Annotated in this window: 14 protein-coding genes and 4 tRNA genes; 4 read left to right on the top strand and 14 right to left on the bottom strand. The window is 61.7% G+C overall.

The window, feature by feature from the left end; genetic code table 11:
- Positions 1–50 precede the first annotated feature (50 nt).
- Together A4C63_RS18850 and A4C63_RS18845 are read left to right on the top strand one after the other, a co-directional pair.
- Positions 51–1529, top strand: coding sequence for a methyl-accepting chemotaxis protein (locus tag A4C63_RS18850; RefSeq protein ID WP_063914012.1), 1479 nt, complete (start codon positions 51–53; stop codon positions 1527–1529).
- Between the two features lie 75 nt (positions 1530–1604).
- Entirely contained in the window at positions 1605–1973 is a 369-nt protein-coding gene (locus A4C63_RS18845) for an Mpo1-like protein (protein WP_063914011.1), read from the top strand.
- A 132-nt stretch (positions 1974–2105) separates the two neighbouring features.
- Here A4C63_RS18845 and A4C63_RS18840 read toward each other — a convergent pair whose 3' ends face one another.
- The 3 genes from A4C63_RS18840 to A4C63_RS18830 form a co-directional block, all read right to left on the bottom strand.
- Positions 2106–2903, bottom strand: a complete 798-nt coding sequence (locus A4C63_RS18840; RefSeq protein ID WP_063914010.1) for an acyl-CoA thioesterase II — start codon at positions 2901–2903, stop codon at positions 2106–2108.
- 77 nt (positions 2904–2980) lie between these two features.
- A complete protein-coding gene (locus A4C63_RS18835; protein ID WP_063914009.1) occupies positions 2981–3760 on the bottom strand; it encodes a CHAD domain-containing protein in 780 nt (259 codons plus the stop codon).
- Positions 3761–3777: 17 nt separating this feature from the next.
- A complete protein-coding gene (locus tag A4C63_RS18830) occupies positions 3778–4056 on the bottom strand; it encodes a hypothetical protein (RefSeq protein ID WP_056800193.1) in 279 nt (92 codons plus the stop codon).
- Between the two features lie 178 nt (positions 4057–4234).
- On the opposite strand from A4C63_RS18830, the gene A4C63_RS18825 reads away from it, so the two are divergent.
- Complete coding sequence (locus A4C63_RS18825; protein ID WP_063914086.1) at positions 4235–5275, top strand: patatin-like phospholipase family protein; 1041 nt, start codon at positions 4235–4237, stop codon at positions 5273–5275.
- A gap of 159 nt (positions 5276–5434) precedes the next feature.
- Here A4C63_RS18825 and A4C63_RS18820 read toward each other — a convergent pair whose 3' ends face one another.
- From A4C63_RS18820 to A4C63_RS18770, 11 genes are all read right to left on the bottom strand, one after another.
- On the bottom strand, positions 5435–7306 hold the full coding sequence (locus A4C63_RS18820; protein WP_063914008.1) for a SurA N-terminal domain-containing protein: 1872 nt from the start codon (positions 7304–7306) through the stop codon (positions 5435–5437).
- A gap of 183 nt (positions 7307–7489) precedes the next feature.
- Complete coding sequence (locus A4C63_RS18815; protein WP_003259401.1) at positions 7490–7762, bottom strand: HU family DNA-binding protein; 273 nt, start codon at positions 7760–7762, stop codon at positions 7490–7492.
- A 152-nt stretch (positions 7763–7914) separates the two neighbouring features.
- On the bottom strand, positions 7915–10311 hold the full coding sequence (lon, locus tag A4C63_RS18810; protein WP_015269697.1) for an endopeptidase La: 2397 nt from the start codon (positions 10309–10311) through the stop codon (positions 7915–7917).
- Positions 10312–10475: 164 nt separating this feature from the next.
- Complete coding sequence (clpX, locus tag A4C63_RS18805; protein WP_025338419.1) at positions 10476–11759, bottom strand: ATP-dependent Clp protease ATP-binding subunit ClpX; 1284 nt, start codon at positions 11757–11759, stop codon at positions 10476–10478.
- Positions 11760–11867: 108 nt separating this feature from the next.
- On the bottom strand, positions 11868–12509 hold the full coding sequence (gene clpP / locus A4C63_RS18800; RefSeq protein WP_003250240.1) for an ATP-dependent Clp endopeptidase proteolytic subunit ClpP: 642 nt from the start codon (positions 12507–12509) through the stop codon (positions 11868–11870).
- Positions 12510–12600: 91 nt separating this feature from the next.
- On the bottom strand, positions 12601–13914 hold the full coding sequence (gene tig / locus A4C63_RS18795) for a trigger factor (protein ID WP_063914007.1): 1314 nt from the start codon (positions 13912–13914) through the stop codon (positions 12601–12603).
- A 246-nt stretch (positions 13915–14160) separates the two neighbouring features.
- Positions 14161–14460, bottom strand: coding sequence for a DUF6388 family protein (locus tag A4C63_RS18790; protein ID WP_063914006.1), 300 nt, complete (start codon positions 14458–14460; stop codon positions 14161–14163).
- Positions 14461–14913: 453 nt separating this feature from the next.
- Positions 14914–14989: transfer RNA gene (locus A4C63_RS18785), tRNA-His, on the bottom strand.
- Positions 14990–15033: 44 nt separating this feature from the next.
- Positions 15034–15118 (bottom strand) — tRNA-Leu (locus tag A4C63_RS18780).
- 52 nt (positions 15119–15170) lie between these two features.
- Positions 15171–15246 (bottom strand) — tRNA-His (locus A4C63_RS18775).
- A gap of 41 nt (positions 15247–15287) precedes the next feature.
- Positions 15288–15364 (bottom strand) — tRNA-Arg (locus tag A4C63_RS18770).
- 271 nt (positions 15365–15635) lie between these two features.
- On the opposite strand from A4C63_RS18770, the gene folD reads away from it, so the two are divergent.
- A complete protein-coding gene (gene folD, locus A4C63_RS18765) occupies positions 15636–16490 on the top strand; it encodes a bifunctional methylenetetrahydrofolate dehydrogenase/methenyltetrahydrofolate cyclohydrolase FolD (protein WP_063914005.1) in 855 nt (284 codons plus the stop codon).
- The last annotated feature ends 158 nt before the right edge of the window (positions 16491–16648 follow it).

Below are 16648 nucleotides of genomic sequence, written 5' to 3'. Positions count from 1 at the left end.
GATGGCACCTTGCCAATATTGTTTCCGCTCAACTCAGAGAAGACCTGCCCATGGGTGCCTGGCTTAGCAATGTTTCCCTGAAGTACAAGTTCTGGGCCGTCAACGCGGTGGCCTTTGTCACGACCTTGATGCTGGTGCTCTATGCCGTGCACCTGGAGCAGCGTGCCCGCGCCGAGGCCGCGCAAGCCCAGGCGGCCGCGCAGGCCCAACTGCTGGCTGCCTGGCCGGCCGGGCAGCCGCTACCCCGCCTGGCCAATGTCATCAGCTGGTCGGCCGGGCAAACGCCTACCTTCGCGGGTGCCCCCCTCGAGGCCCTGCGCAACGCCCAAGGCTGGGTCGAACTGCCCGCCGCCCAGCTCTTCGGCAACAACCCGTTACAGGGTGCGCAGGTGCTGCGCAACGGCGATCAGCAAATGGCCGTGCTGGCCCAGTCGCCGAGCCTTCGCCAGGTGTTCTTCGACCGTTTCAGCAACTACGCAGTGTGCGTACTGGTCCTGATGCTGGCCATGCTCGGCGCCTCACAGCTACTGATCCGCTTCCTGCTCAGCCAGCTCAACACCCTCAAGGACGTGATGCTGCACGTGGAAAAAACCGGCGACCTGTCGGCCCGCGTGCCGCTGGCCTGTGGCGACGAGGTCGGCCAGATGGCCGGGGCTTTCAACGCCATGCAGGCGACCTATCACCGTGTGGTCAGCACCGTCGCCCACACCGCCGCGCAACTGGACTCCGGTGCCGCGCGCCTGGCCGCGAGCATGAGCGACGTGCGCCACGGCATGCTCGGCCAGCAAAGCGAAACCGACCAGGCCGCTACCGCCATCAACGAAATGTCGGCGACGGTGCACCATATTGCCCAGCATGCCGGCGCCACCCGTGACCTGTCACAAACAGCCGACACCCTGGCCGGTAGCGGCCAGGAAGTGGTCAGCCGGGTGCAGGATTCGATTTCCGGGTTGTCCAGCGGCGTGCAGCAAACCGCCGAGATGATTCGCCAACTGGCCGAAGACAGCCAGAAGATCAACGGCGTGGTCAGTGTAATCCATAGCATCGCCGAGCAGACCAATCTGCTGGCGCTCAATGCCGCCATCGAAGCAGCGCGCGCCGGTGACCTGGGCCGCGGCTTTGCCGTGGTGGCCGATGAAGTGCGCAACCTGGCCAAGCGCGTACAAACCTCCACCGACGAGATCACCACCATGGTCTCGGCCCTGCAGTCGGGCACCCGCGATGCAGTGGAGTTCATGCAGGAAAGCTCGTACAAGGCCGACGACTGCGTCAGGCAGGCCCAGGAGGCCGGCGAAGCACTGGCCGAGATTACCGGTGCCGTGGCGCAGATGCGCGAAAGCAACACCCAGATTGCCGTGGCCGCCGAGCAGCAAAGCCAGGTGGCCGAAGAAATGAACCGCGCCGTGGTGAGCATTCGCGATGTCACTGAACAGACCGTGCAGCAGACCGTGGGCTCGGCGACCACCAGCAGCGAACTGGCGACCCTGGCCGGCGAACTGAACAAGGCCATCGGCCAGCTCAAGCTATAGTCACCATAGCCAGCCTCGATTGGCCCACACCCGGGGGCCGCACTAAGCTTTGGGCATGACCGAGAGGAAATGCCCATGAGCAAACGTCTGCCCAACCTGCCCACCTGGCAATGGCGCGGCTACCACCATAACCACCGCCACCCGACCAACCTGGTGCTGCACCTGATCGCCGTGCCGCTGTTCATTCTGGGTGCGTTGCTGATCTTGTCTGGCCTGTTCGGCCTGGATCTGGGCCAGATTGCCGTTGGCATCATTGCCTTGATCGCCGGCCTGGGCCTGCAGCGCCAGGGCCATCGCCTGGAAGCCGAGCAGCCCGAGCCCTTCGCCAACCGCAAGGACGCCGTGCAACGCTTGCTGACCGAGCAGTTCATCACCTTTCCGCGCTTCGTGCTGAGCGGGGCCTGGTGGAAGGCCTGGCGGGAACGGCATAAACATCGGCGCTGATGCCATTGGGGCTGCTCTGCTGCCCAATCGCGACGCAAGGCCGCCCCCACAAAATCGCGCATGGCCTGAAATTTACGCGATCCCTGTGGGAGCGGCCTTGTGTCGCGAAAGGAGCGCAACGCGCTCCCCCGGTCAGGCAAACACGGTAACCGTCTGCCGGCTCAAGGCCAGCAACTCGCCCTGCGCCGTCCTCAAGGTAGCAGCGGCATGCCCATAACCATCCCGCGCATGTTCGGTTTCCACGCAGTAACGGCACCAGTCCAGGGTCGACAACTGCGCCGTGGGCTGCATGAATTCGATGGTCCAGGTCAACGTACTGCCGGCAGCGGGCTGTTTGAGAAATGGCATCAGGCTCGGTGGCCAGGCATCGACCAGCGCCAGCAGGTGCGCCTCGTTGACCGGCTCTTCGGTCACCCCGCGCAAACGCACCCAGCCACCCATCTGGCGCGATTGATTGCCACTGAACGGCAACCCGCCCACCGCCCAGCGCAAGGCCACATGCTGCATGAACTCCGGGGTAACGCCTTTGATATGGGGTAGCTCGGGGGCCGCGTCTTCGAGCGCTTTCATTTCCATGGCCGGCAACGCCGGTACATCGACCACCGACGGCCGCCCTGCGCCGAAATTGCCCTGCACCAGGGTCACCACCTGGCCGTCCTGAACGGCGCGACCCAGCAAGGTGCTGACTGCCTTGCCTTCACGCAGCACCTCCACGTCGAAGCGGATTGGCACATCCGCCGCGGCCGGCGCCACAAAGCTGATGGCCAACGAACGCACGGGGCGGTCATCGGAGATTTTCTGGCGCATGGCTTCATACACCATGGCCGCCATCAGCCCGCCAAAGGCAGCGCGGCCCTGGGCCCAGCTGGGCGGGACGCTGACAGCATCTGGGTTGGCCCGCACGGCGTCGAGCAGTTGGTTGAAATTCATTGGCCGGCTCCTGCCTACAGCGAAAAAGGTCTGCCCATCCTAGCCAGCAAACCCTTGCCGATCAGCCCGCATATCGGTCATTTTTCGGGCTTTCGCCGCGCCAACGCCTGCTGCAGGGCATCCAGCGTCACATCCGATTGGCGCTCGGCCTCGAGCAATTCCTGCTCCCAGGCGACCTTGCACGGTGCCAGGTCGGCATGATCGCGCGCCTGCAGCAACCATTGCAGGCGATCATGCCAGTCGCCCAGGTCGCCCTGGGCCTGCTTCAGCAAGCGCCGCAATTGCTTGCCCGCATGGTCGAGCTGCGGGTAGGCCTCGTCGCCGTAGCGCACACGCTTGATCAGCAAGCGCAGGCGGTGGCGGTCGTGGGCCGGGTCCTGCAGCGCTTCGTGCAACGTGCGCCACTGTTTGACCAGGCGCTTGTCGATACGCTTTTCCAGCGCCTTGACCAGGCCCTCGCGGCCGGCTGCACGCAGGAACAGCGGAAACGCGTCGACTATCGCCAGCACCCGCGCCAGCTGAGGGCTGACGGCAACGCTGGCGAAGGTCCTGCCACGCCCTTCCAGGCGCCGCTGCCCGGCCTCGGCAAAACCACGCCTGATCAGTTCGGCCGCCAGCACCTCTTGGTCACGCAACGGCGTGGTCAGGGTACCCAAGGACTTGGCGGCGTCCTCCAGTTGCTCCACCCCCGGCAGCCCACGCAGCGGCCGCAGCAGGCTGCGCAGGCGCCGCAGGGTGGTGCGCAGGTCGTGCAAGGCCTCACTGTCGGTATCGGCAGCCAGGCGCTCGCGGCAGGCCAGCAGGCGCACCTGCAAGGCCACTATCTGGGCGACCACATGATCGAGCATGGCAGACATTGAAAGACGCTCCTTGGTCAGCGCCCGGCGCGAGACTCACGAATGTAGAAGCGCGCCTTTTCGGCTTTGTTGGTACAGCTTTCATAACCTTCGAACTGCTGCTGGGTCTTGGCTCCGGTCAGCAGCGACAAGGCCTTGGAGTAACTCACGGCACCGGCAAAGCCTTCGGCCTTGGCAAGATCCAGCTCCTTCCAGGCGGCATCCAGTTGGGTCGCACAACTCTCGCGGTAGGCCGTCTTGCCCGCGCAGCCAGCAAGGGCCAAGGCAATCAGTGGAAGGCAGATCCAGGCTTTCATCAGTAATACCTCAATGGAAAAAACGGTGGCTGTTCGACGCCCCGGCAGCTGAAAAGTGCCCTGCCCAGCCAGTTTTGCCTAGCCAGTTTTATTACAGTAGCTCAGCGCGATGTACATTGAAGCACAGGCAGCGATGGGTGCATTGTAGGACCATGGTTGCACTGGCCGGGGAATGTTCATGAGCAAACGCGTGGCACTGGTACTGGGATCGGGCGGAGCCCGGGGGTATGCACACATCGGCGTGATCGAGGAAATCGAGCGCCGCGGCTATGACATCGCCTGCATCGCCGGCTGCTCCATGGGCGCGGTGATTGGTGGCATCTATGCCGCCGGCAAGCTGGAAGACTACCGCAACTGGATCGAGAGCCTCGACTACCTGGATGTGTTGCGCCTGGTCGATGTCAGCTTTCGCCTCGGCGCGATTCGCGGCGACAAGGTGTTCGGGCAAATCCGCAAGATCGTCGGCGAGATCAACATCGAGCAATTGCGCATCCCCTACACGGCGGTTGCAGCCGACCTCACCAACCAGCAGGAAATCTGGTTCCAGGAGGGCTGCCTGCACCAGGCCATGCGCGCTTCGGCGGCCATCCCCAGCCTGTTCACGCCGGTGATGCAGGGCAACCGCATGCTGGTCGACGGCGGCATCCTCAACCCACTGCCGATCGTGCCGGTAGTGTCCAGCCACTGCGACCTGATCATCGCGGTCAACCTCAACGCCACCAACCAGAAGCAGTACCAGTTACCGGTGATCGAACGTCCGGCGGCGTTCAAGATGCGTTTCGATGCCCTGCTGAGCTCACTGGGGTCGCGCTTGCCGTTCCGGCGCAAGCCGGCGGAGGAGCTGATCCGCATCGAGCAGGAAATCGTCGCCGAAGGGCTGGCGCCGCCGAACCCGTGGCTGGCCGATGCCGCCGCCCCGGAAGGCCAGCAACCGGCGGCGGCGCCGGAGCGCGAAGGCGCGCCGAAGTCGGCGACCGGCTCGTTCATCGTCGACAACGTGGGGCCCGCTTCGCTGCTGGATTTGATCAACCAGAGTTTCGAAGTCATGCAAACCTCGCTGGCGCAGTACAAGATCGCCGGCTATCCGCCGGATGTGCTAATCAACGTGCCCAAACGGGTGTGCCGGTTTTTCGAGTTCTACAAAGCGCCGGAGCTGATTGCTTTGGGGCGGGAGATTGCGCGGGATACGCTAGATAACTATGAAGGGGTGAAGCGCTAGGCCTTGTGCTGCCTGTGCCGGCCTCTTCGCGGGTAAACCCGCTCCCACAGGTATTGCGCCGCGTTCAAGGTCAACGCGGTACCCGCGAAGAGGCCGGTACAGACAACAGAAACGAAACAGGCCGCACTGGGCGGCCTGCTCGTTCATGCATCCATCACCTTAGTAACGGGTGATGTCCGCCTTGGCTTCCAGCTGCTTGCGGTACGCCGCAAAGTCCTGCTGGCCAGCACGCGACGCGAGGTAGCGGCGGATCTGCTGCTTCTCTTCGTCGGTGGCAGCAGCGCCTTCGTTGACACCCTTGAGCTGCAGTACCACCAGGCTACCGTCACGCAGCACCACGCTGCCATATACCGGCTTGTCCTTGGCCTGCGGCTTGCCCAGGCGGAACAGCGCCTGCAGCTCGGCCGGGTCGATACCGTCCTCACCACGGGTGACTGCTTCATAGGCCTTCCAGCCCTGCCCTTCGTGCACGCTGCCCGCAGCGACGGAACCGTCACGCAGGCCGGCAATCAGCTTGTCCGCCTTGGCCTTGAGTTCGGCAGTTGCCTTCTCCTTGGCCAGGTGTTCGCTGATGTTCTTGGCCACGGCTTCCAGCGGCAGTTGCTCCGGCTTGCGGTGCTCCTTGACGCGCAGCACCACGGTGGTTTCCGGGTCGAGCTCGATGGCGGTGCTGTTGGCACCCTCCTCCAGCACTTCTTCGGAGAATGCGGCCTGCACTACCGAACGGTTGGCAGTGATGCCTTCGCCACCCTCGCGGCCGAAGGCTGCAGAAGTTTGCACCTTCAGGTTCAGGTCCTGGGCAGGCTGGGCCAGGTCGGAAGCCTCGTAGGCGGCATCCTGCAGCTGCTTGCTGGCATCGACGTAACGCTGCTCGACCAGCGGGATCTTCAGGTCACGGGTCAGCTTGTCCTTCAGGCTGGCGAAGCTCGGCACTTCCGGCGCCTGCACGCCCAGCAGCTTGATCAGGTGGTAGCCGAACTCGGTGCGCACCGGCGCCGAGACCTGGCCATCCTGCAGCTTGTACAGCGCATCCTCGAACGCCGGGTCGTAAACGCCCGGGCCGGCGAAGCCAAGGTCACCACCGCTATTGGCCGAACCCGGGTCCTGGGAGAACTCCTTGGCCAGCGCGGCGAAGTCTTCACCCTTGGCCAGGCGCTGTTCGATCTCTTCGGCGCGGGCCTTGGCCTGGGCGTCGGTGACCTTGTCGTTGACCTCGATGAGGATGTGCGCGGCATGGCGCTGCTCGGCGAGGTTGGCGATTTCCTTCTCGTAGTGGGCCTTGAGTTCTTCGTCGGTCACCTTGACCTGGTCGAAGAACGCCGACTTCTTCAGCTCGACATAGTCGATCACCACCTGGTCAGGCGACATGAACTCCTTGGCGTGCTGGTCGTAGTGCGCCTTGACCTCTTCATCGCTGACCTTGACCGCGGCCGGGTCGGCCTTGAAGGTCAGAGAGGCGAAGTCACGGGTCTGCTTCTCCAGGCGGGCAAAGGCATCGACCTGTTGGTCGGTGACGAAGCTGCTGCCAGCCAGGCCGGTGCGCAGCTGGCCGATGAGCATTTCCTCGGCGAGCATGTCGCGGAACTGCATGCGGCCATAGCCCATCTGGCGAATGACCTGGTCGAAACGGTCGGCACTGAACTTGCCGTCCACCTGGAATTCCGGCGTCTGCAGGATCACCTGATCCAGCGCGGCCTCGGAGAAGGCAAACTTGGCATCCTCGGCGCCTTGCAGCAGCAACTTGCGGCTGATCAGGCCCTTCAGTGCCTCTTCGCGCAGCAATTTGTCATCCAGCAGCGCCGGGTCGAAATCCTTGCCCAACTGTTGCATCAGCTGACGGCGCTGCATGTCGGCTGCCTGGCTCAGCTCGTTCTGGCTGATGGTCTGGCCGTTCACCTTGGCGGCGTCCTGGCTATGGGTGGCGGCCTGGAAAATGGCTTCGAAGCCGGTCAACGCCATCAACACGACGATAAGGCCGATGATGGTCTTGGCAATCCAACCTTGTGAATTGTCCCTGATATTTTGCAGCATGCGTCCCCCAGAAACGGCTGTACCACTGCGTCGACAACCGCGGAGCGTGGGTAGAAACCTGATAAAAGAAAGGCGCATCCGAGGATGCGCCTTTTCTTAGCAAACGTGTCAGGCGGGAACATTTGCGCCCCGCCATCACCGTGCTCGGACCTGGCAAGGCCAGGTCCGGCTGAAAGAGACGACTTAGTTGACGGCGTCTTTCAGGCCTTTGCCAGCCTTGAAGCCTGGAACCTTGGCGGCAGCGATCTTGATCGCGTTACCGGTTTGCGGGTTGCGGCCGGTGCGCTCTGCACGCTCCTTGACCGAGAAGGTACCGAAGCCAACCAGTACCACATCGTCACCTTGCTTCAGGGCGCCGGTGACGGATTCGATGACTGCGTCCAGCGCACGGCCGGCTACAGCTTTCGGGATGTCAGCAGATGCGGCGATAGCGTCAATCAGTTCCGACTTGTTCACTCTAAGTCCCCTTATTTCTCAATTGAGTTTGTTTCTAAGTATGTAATGAAAAGCTTATGAAACGTGCGCTGGGTGGCCTGATGACAATAGCGTGCCGCTTTATAGCAAGGCCCCGAAAAAACTGTCAAGGAAAGCCCCCCAGCCAAAAACTACTAATGCGTGCTGATTCTTTCCTTAGCATCGCCGTCGCGCTTTTCATCTTTCGCGACAATCTCCGGAGCCACATCTGGCAAGGGCTCCGGGGCGTATTGCAGCGCAATTTGCAGGACTTCGTCAATCCATTTGACTGGTTTGATCTGCAGATCCTGTTTGATATTTTCCGGAATCTCCTTCAGATCGCGAACATTCTCCTCGGGAATGATCACCGTCTTGATCCCGCCACGGTGTGCCGCCAGCAGTTTTTCCTTCAACCCGCCAATGGCCAGCACCTGGCCACGCAGGGTGATTTCGCCGGTCATGGCCACGTCGGCACGTACCGGAATCTGCGTCAGCGCTGACACCAGCGCGGTGCACATGCCGATACCGGCACTCGGGCCGTCCTTCGGCGTGGCGCCTTCAGGCATGTGGATATGCACGTCGTGCTTCTCATGGAAGTCGGCGGCGATCCCCAGGCTGCGGGCGCGGCTGCGTACCACGGTCTGCGCGGCGGTGATCGACTCGACCATGACATCGCCAAGAGAGCCGGTCTTGATCAGCTGGCCCTTGCCGGGGATGACCACGGCTTCGATGGTCAGCAATTCGCCGCCCACCTGGGTCCAGGCCAGGCCGGTAACCTGGCCGATCTGGTCCTGCTGTTCGGCCAGGCCGTAGCGGAACTTGCGCACGCCCAGCAGGTGCTCCAGCTGCTCGCTGGCCACCTTGACCTTGACCTGCTTCTGCCCGGTATGTTCCTTGACTACCTTGCGGCAGACCTTGGCGATTTGCCGCTCCAGGCCACGCACACCGGCTTCGCGGGTATAGAAGCGGATGATGTCGCGGATCGCCGAGACGTCGACTTCCAACTCGTCCTTCTTCAAACCGTTGGCCTTGACCTGCTTGGGCACCAGGTACTTGACCGCGATGTTGATCTTCTCGTCCTCGGTGTAGCCCGGCAGGCGAATGACTTCCATCCGGTCGAGCAGCGCCGGCGGGATGTTCATCGAGTTCGAGGTGCACAGGAACATCACGTCCGAGAGATCGTAGTCGACCTCCAGGTAGTGGTCATTGAAGTTGTGGTTCTGCTCCGGGTCGAGCACCTCGAGCAGTGCCGAGGCCGGGTCGCCACGCATGTCGCTGCCCATCTTGTCGATTTCGTCCAGCAGGAACAGCGGGTTGCGCACCCCCACCTTGGTCATCTTCTGGATCAGACGGCCAGGCATGGAGCCGATGTAGGTACGGCGGTGGCCACGGATCTCGGCCTCGTCACGCACACCACCCAGGGCCATGCGCACGAACTTGCGGTTGGTGGCAGCGGCGATCGACTCGGCCAGCGAGGTCTTGCCGACGCCGGGCGGGCCGACCAGGCACAACACCGGGCCGCGGATTTTCTTGACGCGCTTTTGCACGGCAAGGTACTCGAGTATGCGTTCCTTTACCTCTTCCAGGCCATAGTGGTCGGCATCGAGGATTTCCTCGGCCTTGGCCAGGTCCAGGCGCACCTTGCTCTGGGCCTTCCACGGCACCTGCACCAACCAGTCGAGGTAGGAACGGACCACGGTGGCCTCGGCCGACATCGGCGACATCTGCTTGAGCTTGTTCAGCTCAGCCTGGGCCTTGGCCAGCGCGTCCTTGGGCAGGCCAGCGGCTTCGATGCGCTTTTTCAGCTCCTCGACTTCGTTGTGGCCTTCGTCACCATCGCCGAGTTCTTTCTGAATGGCCTTCATCTGCTCATTCAGGTAGTACTCGCGCTGGCTGCGCTCCATCTGCTTCTTGACCCGACCGCGAATGCGCTTTTCGACCTGCAGCAAGTCGATTTCGGCATCCAGCAGCGCCAGTACGTGCTCGACACGGGTCGGCAGGTCGACGATTTCGAGAATTTCCTGTTTCTGCTCGATCTTCAGGGCCATGTGCGCGGCCATGGTATCGACCAGGCGCCCAGGCTCTTCGATGCTGTTCAGCGAAGACAGCACTTCGGCAGGGACCTTCTTGCCCAGCTGCACGTACTGCTCGAACTGCGACAGCAGCGTGCGCACGAACACTTCCGACTCGCGCTCGGCGGCGTCGACTTCGTCGATCAGGGAAACTTCGGCACGGATGTGCCCTTCTACTTCGCTGAAACGCTCGACAGCGCCGCGCTGCTCGCCCTCGACCAGCACCTTGACGGTGCCATCGGGCAGTTTCAGCAATTGCAGCACTGTGGCAACGGTACCGACGCGGTACAGGGCGTCCTCGCCCGGGTCATCGTCGGCCGGGTTTTTCTGGGCCAGCAGGAGGATCTGCTTTTCGCCCGTCATCGCCGCCTCAAGGGCTTCGATGGACTTTTCGCGCCCCACGAACAGCGGGATGACCATATGCGGGTAAACAACGACATCGCGCAATGGCAAAAGAGGCAAGTCGAGGGTGGTCTTCATGATTTCGCCTCTACAGCGGCCTTATGGCCGGAAACCGGTGGAAATGATGCTTGGACCTAATGTGGGGGCACGCTTGGGAAATTACAAGCGCTAGCGCAGGAAAAGCAGAAAGGGGCCCGTAGGCCCCCTTCTTGCTTGCAACCGTCAACCGGCCATTGCCTGGATCAGGCGTCTGGCGCGGCCTTGGCTTGCGGCTCGCTGTTCTCGTAGATCATCAGCGGCTGCGAGGTGCCATCGATGACGCTCTCGTCGATCACCACCTTGCTGACATCCTTCTTCGAAGGAATCTCGTACATGGTGTCGAGCAGCACGCCTTCGAGGATCGAACGCAGGCCACGGGCGCCAGTCTTGCGCTCCAGGGCCTTGCGCGCTACGGCCTTGAGCGCATCGCTGCGGAACTCGAGGTCGACGCTTTCCATCTCGAACAGCTTGGCATACTGCTTGGTCAGGGCGTTCTTCGGCTCGGTGAGGATCTGCATCAACGCAGCCTCGTCCAGTTCGTCGAGGGTTGCCAGTACCGGCAGACGGCCGACGAATTCCGGGATCAGGCCAAACTTGACCAGATCGTCCGGCTCGACCTCACGCAGGGACTCGCCAACCTTCTTGCCCTCTTCCTTGCTGCGTACTTCGGCGCCAAAACCGATGCCACCCTTGGTGGAGCGGTTCTGGATGACCTTTTCCAGGCCCGAGAAGGCGCCACCGCAGATGAACAGGATGTTGCGGGTATCGACCTGCAGGAATTCCTGTTGCGGGTGCTTACGGCCACCTTGCGGCGGAACCGAAGCCACGGTGCCTTCGATCAGCTTCAGCAGTGCCTGCTGCACCCCCTCGCCCGAGACGTCACGGGTGATGGACGGGTTGTCCGACTTGCGCGAGATCTTGTCGATCTCGTCGATGTAGACAATGCCCATCTGGGCCTTTTCCACATCGTAGTCGCACTTCTGCAACAGCTTCTGGATGATGTTCTCGACGTCCTCACCCACGTAACCGGCTTCGGTCAGGGTGGTGGCGTCAGCAATGGTGAACGGTACGTTCAACAGGCGTGCAAGGGTTTCGGCGAGCAGGGTCTTGCCCGAGCCGGTCGGCCCGATGAGCAGGATGTTGCTCTTGCCGAGTTCGACTTCGTCACCCTTCTTGTCACGCTGGTTCAGGCGCTTGTAGTGGTTGTACACCGCTACGGCAAGCACCTTCTTCGCGCGCTCCTGGCCAATGACATACTGGTCCAGGATACCGCTGATTTCTTTCGGCGAAGGCAATTTGTGCGCGCTGCTCTCGGCCTGGGCTTCCTGCACCTCCTCACGGATGATGTCATTGCACAGGTCGACGCACTCGTCGCAGATAAATACCGAGGGCCCGGCAATCAGTTTGCGCACTTCGTGCTGGCTTTTGCCGCAGAAGGAGCAATAAAGCAATTTGCCGCTGTCCTCGCCGTTACGGGTGTCAGTCATTCGATCGATCCAATCCGGTAGGCTTGCAACACAAGATGAAGGCAATTGCGGGCTTTTTCAAGTCCGCAGGTAGGCGCTTTCCGCGCCCACCTGCTCTGGCACCCCGGTTCAGGAGGCCAGTTGCCGCTTGTCGTAGACCGAGTCGATCAGGCCGTACTCGGCCGCGCGCGAGGCGCTCATGAAGTTGTCACGTTCGGTGTCGCGCTTGATGGTCTCGAGCTCCTGGCCGGTGTGGTAGGCCAGCAGTTCGTTCAGACGGGCCTTGATATTGAGGATTTCCTGGGCGTGGATCTCGATATCGGTGGCCTGACCCTGGAAGCCGCCCAGCGGCTGGTGGATCATCACACGCGAGTTCGGCAGGCAGTGACGCTTGCCCTTGGCACCTGCAGCCAGCAGGAAGGCACCCATGCTGCAGGCCTGGCCGATGCAGATGGTCGAGACGTCCGGTTTGATGAACTGCATGGTGTCGTAGATCGACATGCCGGCGGTGACGGAACCGCCCGGCGAGTTGATGTACAGATGGATATCCTTGTCCGGGTTTTCCGCTTCAAGGAACAGCAGTTGCGCCACGACGAGGTTGGCCATGTAGTCCTCTACCGGGCCAACCAGGAAGATCACACGCTCCTTCAACAGGCGCGAGTAGATGTCGTAAGCGCGTTCGCCACGGGCGGACTGCTCGATAACCATCGGGACCAGGCCGCCTGCGGCCTGGATGTCAGAGCTCTGCTGAATATAAGAATTGCGGGACATGTCCTGCGCTCACTCCCAAATAGTCATGGCTTGAATACGCACAAGCCAGCGCGAAGGCTGGCTTGTGGGGGTTTCCTACGAGAGAAGCCTGTTACTCAGCGGCGGCTGGAGCCTGTGCTGGTTTAACGGCATCTTCGTACGAGACCGACTTGTCGGTCACAGTCGCTTTCTGCAGAACAGTATCTACAACTTGTTCTTCCAGCACAACCGAACGGACTTCGTTCAGTTGCTGGTCGTTCTTGTAGTACCAGGCGATGACCTGCTCAGGCTCTTGGTAAGCCGAAGCCATTTCCTCGATCATTTCGCGAACCTTGCCTTCGTCCGGCTTCAGCTCGAACTGCTTGACCACTTCGGCCACGATCAGGCCCAGGACCACACGGCGCTTGGCTTGTTCTTCGAACAGCTCGGCCGGCAGTTGCTCAGGCTTGATGTTGCCACCGAACTGCTGAACAGCCTGCACGCGCAGACGGTTGACTTCGTTTTCCAGCAGGGCTTTTGGCACTTCGATCGGGTTGGCAGCCAGCAGACCGTCCATGACCTGATTCTTCACCTTGGCCTTGATGGCCTGGCGCAGTTCACGCTCCATGTTCTTGCGAACTTCGGTGCGGAAGCCTTCCAGGGTCGATTCCTTGATGCCGAACTGGGCGAAGAACTCTTCGTTCAGCTCTGGCAGCACAGGAGAGGCAACGCTGTTGACGGTGATGGTGAACTCGGCGGCTTTGCCAGCCAGGTCCAGGTTCTGGTAGTCCTCAGGGAAGGTCACGTTGACTACGCGCTCTTCACCACCCTTGGCGCCAACCAGGCCGTCTTCGAAGCCAGGGATCATGCGGCCGGAGCCCAGTACCAGCTGGGTGCCCTTGGCCGAACCACCGGCGAACACTTCACCGTCGACCTTGCCGACGAAGTCGATGTTGACCTGGTCGTCATTCTGCGCAGCGCGCTCGACGGCCTCGAAGCGGGTGTTCTGCTTGCGCAGCACTTCCAGCATGTTGTCCAGGTCGGCGTCAGCCACTTCGGCGCTCAGGCGCTCGACGTTGATCGACTCGAGGCCGCCAACGGTGAATTCCGGGAACACTTCGAAGATGGCGACGAATTCCAGGTCCTTGCCCTTTTCGAAGGACTTGGGCTCTACTGCAGGGGCGCCAGCCGGGTTCAGCTTCTGCTCAACGATGGCTTCGTAGAAGGAAGCCTGGACCAGGTCACCGAAAGCCTCTTGGCGAGCATCGGCCTCGAAACGCTGACGGATCACGCTCATCGGCACTTTGCCCGGGCGGAAGCCGGCAACCTTGGCGCGCTTGGCAGTCTGCTGCAGACGCTTGTTGACTTCGTTCTCGACGCGCTCGGCCGGAACGGCGATGGTCATGCGGCGCTCGAGAGCGGAAGTGTTTTCAACAGAAACTTGCATGGATATTCCTCGTTGCACAGACGTTAGCCGGCGTTTGCCCGACTCCAGAATCAAGGGCAAGCATTCTAGTGAGTCGCGCAGCAGAAGTCACCCCACTCGGGACGACGGGAAACCACGCCGGTCGATTAACTTTCAAGGCCCGTACGACTTAGCGCCGGGCCTGCTTCAATGGGGGCCGCACGACGCCCGGGGCGACCTGCAGCCGAAATACCTTGTCAAACAACTGCCACCACCGAATTCGCTTCCTTATTCAGGATCGATTTCATTGAACTGGCAGTACTCCTCCCACTCCATCCCCAGCGCCTCGGCGACCTCGCGGTGCGTCTCCAGGCGCATGGCCTGCAGTTGCTCCGGGGTTTCGGCGATCAGTTGCAGGGCCAACTCCCAAGGCTGGATACCCTGCTCCTCGGCCGCATCCTCGAACGCCCACTCGATCTGCTGGGCCTGCTCGCGCGGATCCAGCTCGCGGATCTCTTCGAGCAGCTGCGGGCTGGCCTCGGCAAAGCGCTGTAGCGCCAGGGCCTGACGGGCTTCTTTTGCGATCATCGGGTTGTTCCTCTGCCGGCCAATTGGGCCGGTGTTTCAACCGGCTGAAATCTAACAGCTTTTATTGGGGTGTCACCAGAGGATTGCAAGGGGCGGGATGCGATTTGGCCGAGAGGGAGTTCGCCAGGGCATTTTCAGCGCCTGGGAGACCGAGCGCCGCCCGCGCGGCGCTTCGCAGCACAAGGCTGCTCCTACATTTGTTTCGGGCCAGTTAATCCTGAGGCGGTGGCGCGCACCCCTTGGCGTTCACCTTGATATCGTTTCGGGCAAACAGGGCGGTCGCGTGCATTGGCACAGGCCTGACTGGCCCGAAACAGATGTAGGAGCAGCCTTGTGCTGCGAAGCGCCGCGCGGGCGGCGCTCGATCTCACAGGCGCCAGAACCCTCAAGCCATACACCCAGCGCAAAACAAAAAGGCGCCTGATCTCACGATCAAGGCGCCTTTCAAGAATATGGGGTGGACGATGGGAATCGAACCCACGACAACTGGAATCACAATCCAGCGCTCTACCAACTGAGCTACGCCCACCATATTGCGGTCTTGCGATGTTGCGGTACAACCTTACAGAAGCATGGTGCGGACGAAGAGACTCGAACTCTTACAGCTTGCGCCGCTGGAACCTAAATCCAGTGTGTCTACCAATTTCACCACGTCCGCGTAACGCTTAAAACAAAGGCGCCAGATGCTATCGAGGCGCCTTTGAAGAATATGGGGTGGACGATGGGAATCGAACCCACGACAACTGGAATCACAATCCAGCGCTCTACCAACTGAGCTACGCCCACCATATTGCATTACAGCCTACTTGCTTGCCAAAGCTGCCTAATGGCGCACCCGGCAGGACTCGAACCTGCGACCATCCGCTTAGAAGGCGGATGCTCTATCCAGCTGAGCTACGGGCGCTTAAGCTTGAAGCCTAACCGAACGAGACATTAACAGATAACTGCTAAACCACTCATTCTGCCCGACTTCGCCAACCAGTGCTAGGCTGTGCCCGACAAGTGCGGCGAATCTTATAGGCGAGCCTGAAAGTCGTCAACACCTTTCTCAAAAAAATTTAAATTATTTAAGGGCTTAGGGGATTTGCCCGACCACCCGCCTTTGCCCTTGGCCCGTGTCGTGCGAGAATGCGCCCTCTTTAATTGTTTCCTTCTCGATGGTTAATCACGCGTCTATGACTGCACACCTAATCGATGGCAAGGCGATCGCCGCCAGCCTGCGCCAGCAGATCGCTCAACGTGTCGTGGAGCGTCGCCAGCAAGGCCTGCGCACGCCGGGCCTGGCGGTGATCCTGGTCGGCACCGACCCCGCCTCCCAAGTCTATGTCTCGCACAAGCGCAAGGACTGCGAAGAGGTCGGCTTCATTTCGCAGGCGTTCGACCTGCCTAGCGAAACCTCGCAGCAGGCCCTGACCGAGCTGATCGACCGCCTCAATGACGATCCGGCCGTCGACGGCATCCTGCTGCAGCTGCCGCTGCCGGCGCACCTGGACGCCTCGCTGCTGCTCGAGCGCATCCGCCCGGACAAGGACGTGGATGGCTTCCACCCGTACAACATCGGCCGCCTGGCCCAGCGCATCCCACTGCTGCGCCCGTGCACGCCGAAGGGCATCATGACCCTGCTGGAAAGCACCGGCCAGGACCTGTACGGCATGAACGCGGTCATCGTCGGTGCGTCCAACATCGTTGGCCGCCCGATGGCCATGGAACTGCTGCTGGCCGGCTGCACCGTGACCGTGTGCCACCGCTTTACCAAGGACCTTGCCGGCCACGTCGGCCGCGCCGACCTGGTGGTCGTGGCCGCAGGCAAGCCGGGCCTGGTCAAGGGTGAATGGATCAAGGAAGGCGCCATCGTCATCGATGTGGGCATCAACCGCCAGGAAGACGGCAAGCTGGTCGGCGATGTGGTCTACGAGACCGCCCTGCCGCGCGCCGGCTGGATCACGCCGGTGCCAGGTGGCGTCGGGCCGATGACCCGGGCATGCCTGCTGGAAAACACGCTGTATGCGGCGGAAGAGCTGCACAAGTAATACCGCGTGAATGAAAACGGCACCTCTGGCAGGTGCCGTTTTTTTTGGCTGAAGTTTCTTGATGGCTGCACCGTCCTCTTCGCGGGTAAACCCGCTCCCACAGGGGACATCACAGCCTTCGTGGACTGCACGGTCCCTGTGGGAGCGGGTTTACCCGC

Source organism: Pseudomonas sp. p21, assembly GCF_001642705.1.
In the GTDB taxonomy this organism is placed as follows: Bacteria; Pseudomonadota; Gammaproteobacteria; order Pseudomonadales; family Pseudomonadaceae; genus Aquipseudomonas.
The sequence above is the reverse complement of the archived record's forward strand: the minus strand, read 5'-3'. Positions and strand labels throughout refer to the sequence as shown.

Excerpts from the sequence above, each read along its gene's own strand:
- A4C63_RS18820 (WP_063914008.1), bottom strand. The coding sequence starts at position 7,306 with ATGCTGCAAAATATCAGGGACAATTCACAAGGTTGGATTGCCAAGACC.
- tig (WP_063914007.1), bottom strand. The coding sequence starts at position 13,914 with ATGCAAGTTTCTGTTGAAAACACTTCCGCTCTCGAGCGCCGCATGACC.
- clpP (WP_003250240.1), bottom strand. The coding sequence starts at position 12,509 with ATGTCCCGCAATTCTTATATTCAGCAGAGCTCTGACATCCAGGCCGCA.
- A4C63_RS18825 (WP_063914086.1), top strand. The coding sequence starts at position 4,235 with ATGAGCAAACGCGTGGCACTGGTACTGGGATCGGGCGGAGCCCGGGGG.
- lon (WP_015269697.1), bottom strand. The coding sequence starts at position 10,311 with ATGAAGACCACCCTCGACTTGCCTCTTTTGCCATTGCGCGATGTCGTT.
- A4C63_RS18790 (WP_063914006.1), bottom strand. The coding sequence starts at position 14,460 with ATGATCGCAAAAGAAGCCCGTCAGGCCCTGGCGCTACAGCGCTTTGCC.
- folD (WP_063914005.1), top strand. The coding sequence starts at position 15,636 with ATGACTGCACACCTAATCGATGGCAAGGCGATCGCCGCCAGCCTGCGC.
- clpX (WP_025338419.1), bottom strand. The coding sequence starts at position 11,759 with ATGACTGACACCCGTAACGGCGAGGACAGCGGCAAATTGCTTTATTGC.
- A4C63_RS18840 (WP_063914010.1), bottom strand. The coding sequence starts at position 2,903 with ATGAATTTCAACCAACTGCTCGACGCCGTGCGGGCCAACCCAGATGCT.
- A4C63_RS18830 (WP_056800193.1), bottom strand. The coding sequence starts at position 4,056 with ATGAAAGCCTGGATCTGCCTTCCACTGATTGCCTTGGCCCTTGCTGGC.
- A4C63_RS18845 (WP_063914011.1), top strand. The coding sequence starts at position 1,605 with ATGAGCAAACGTCTGCCCAACCTGCCCACCTGGCAATGGCGCGGCTAC.
- A4C63_RS18835 (WP_063914009.1), bottom strand. The coding sequence starts at position 3,760 with ATGTCTGCCATGCTCGATCATGTGGTCGCCCAGATAGTGGCCTTGCAG.
- A4C63_RS18850 (WP_063914012.1), top strand. The coding sequence starts at position 51 with ATGGGTGCCTGGCTTAGCAATGTTTCCCTGAAGTACAAGTTCTGGGCC.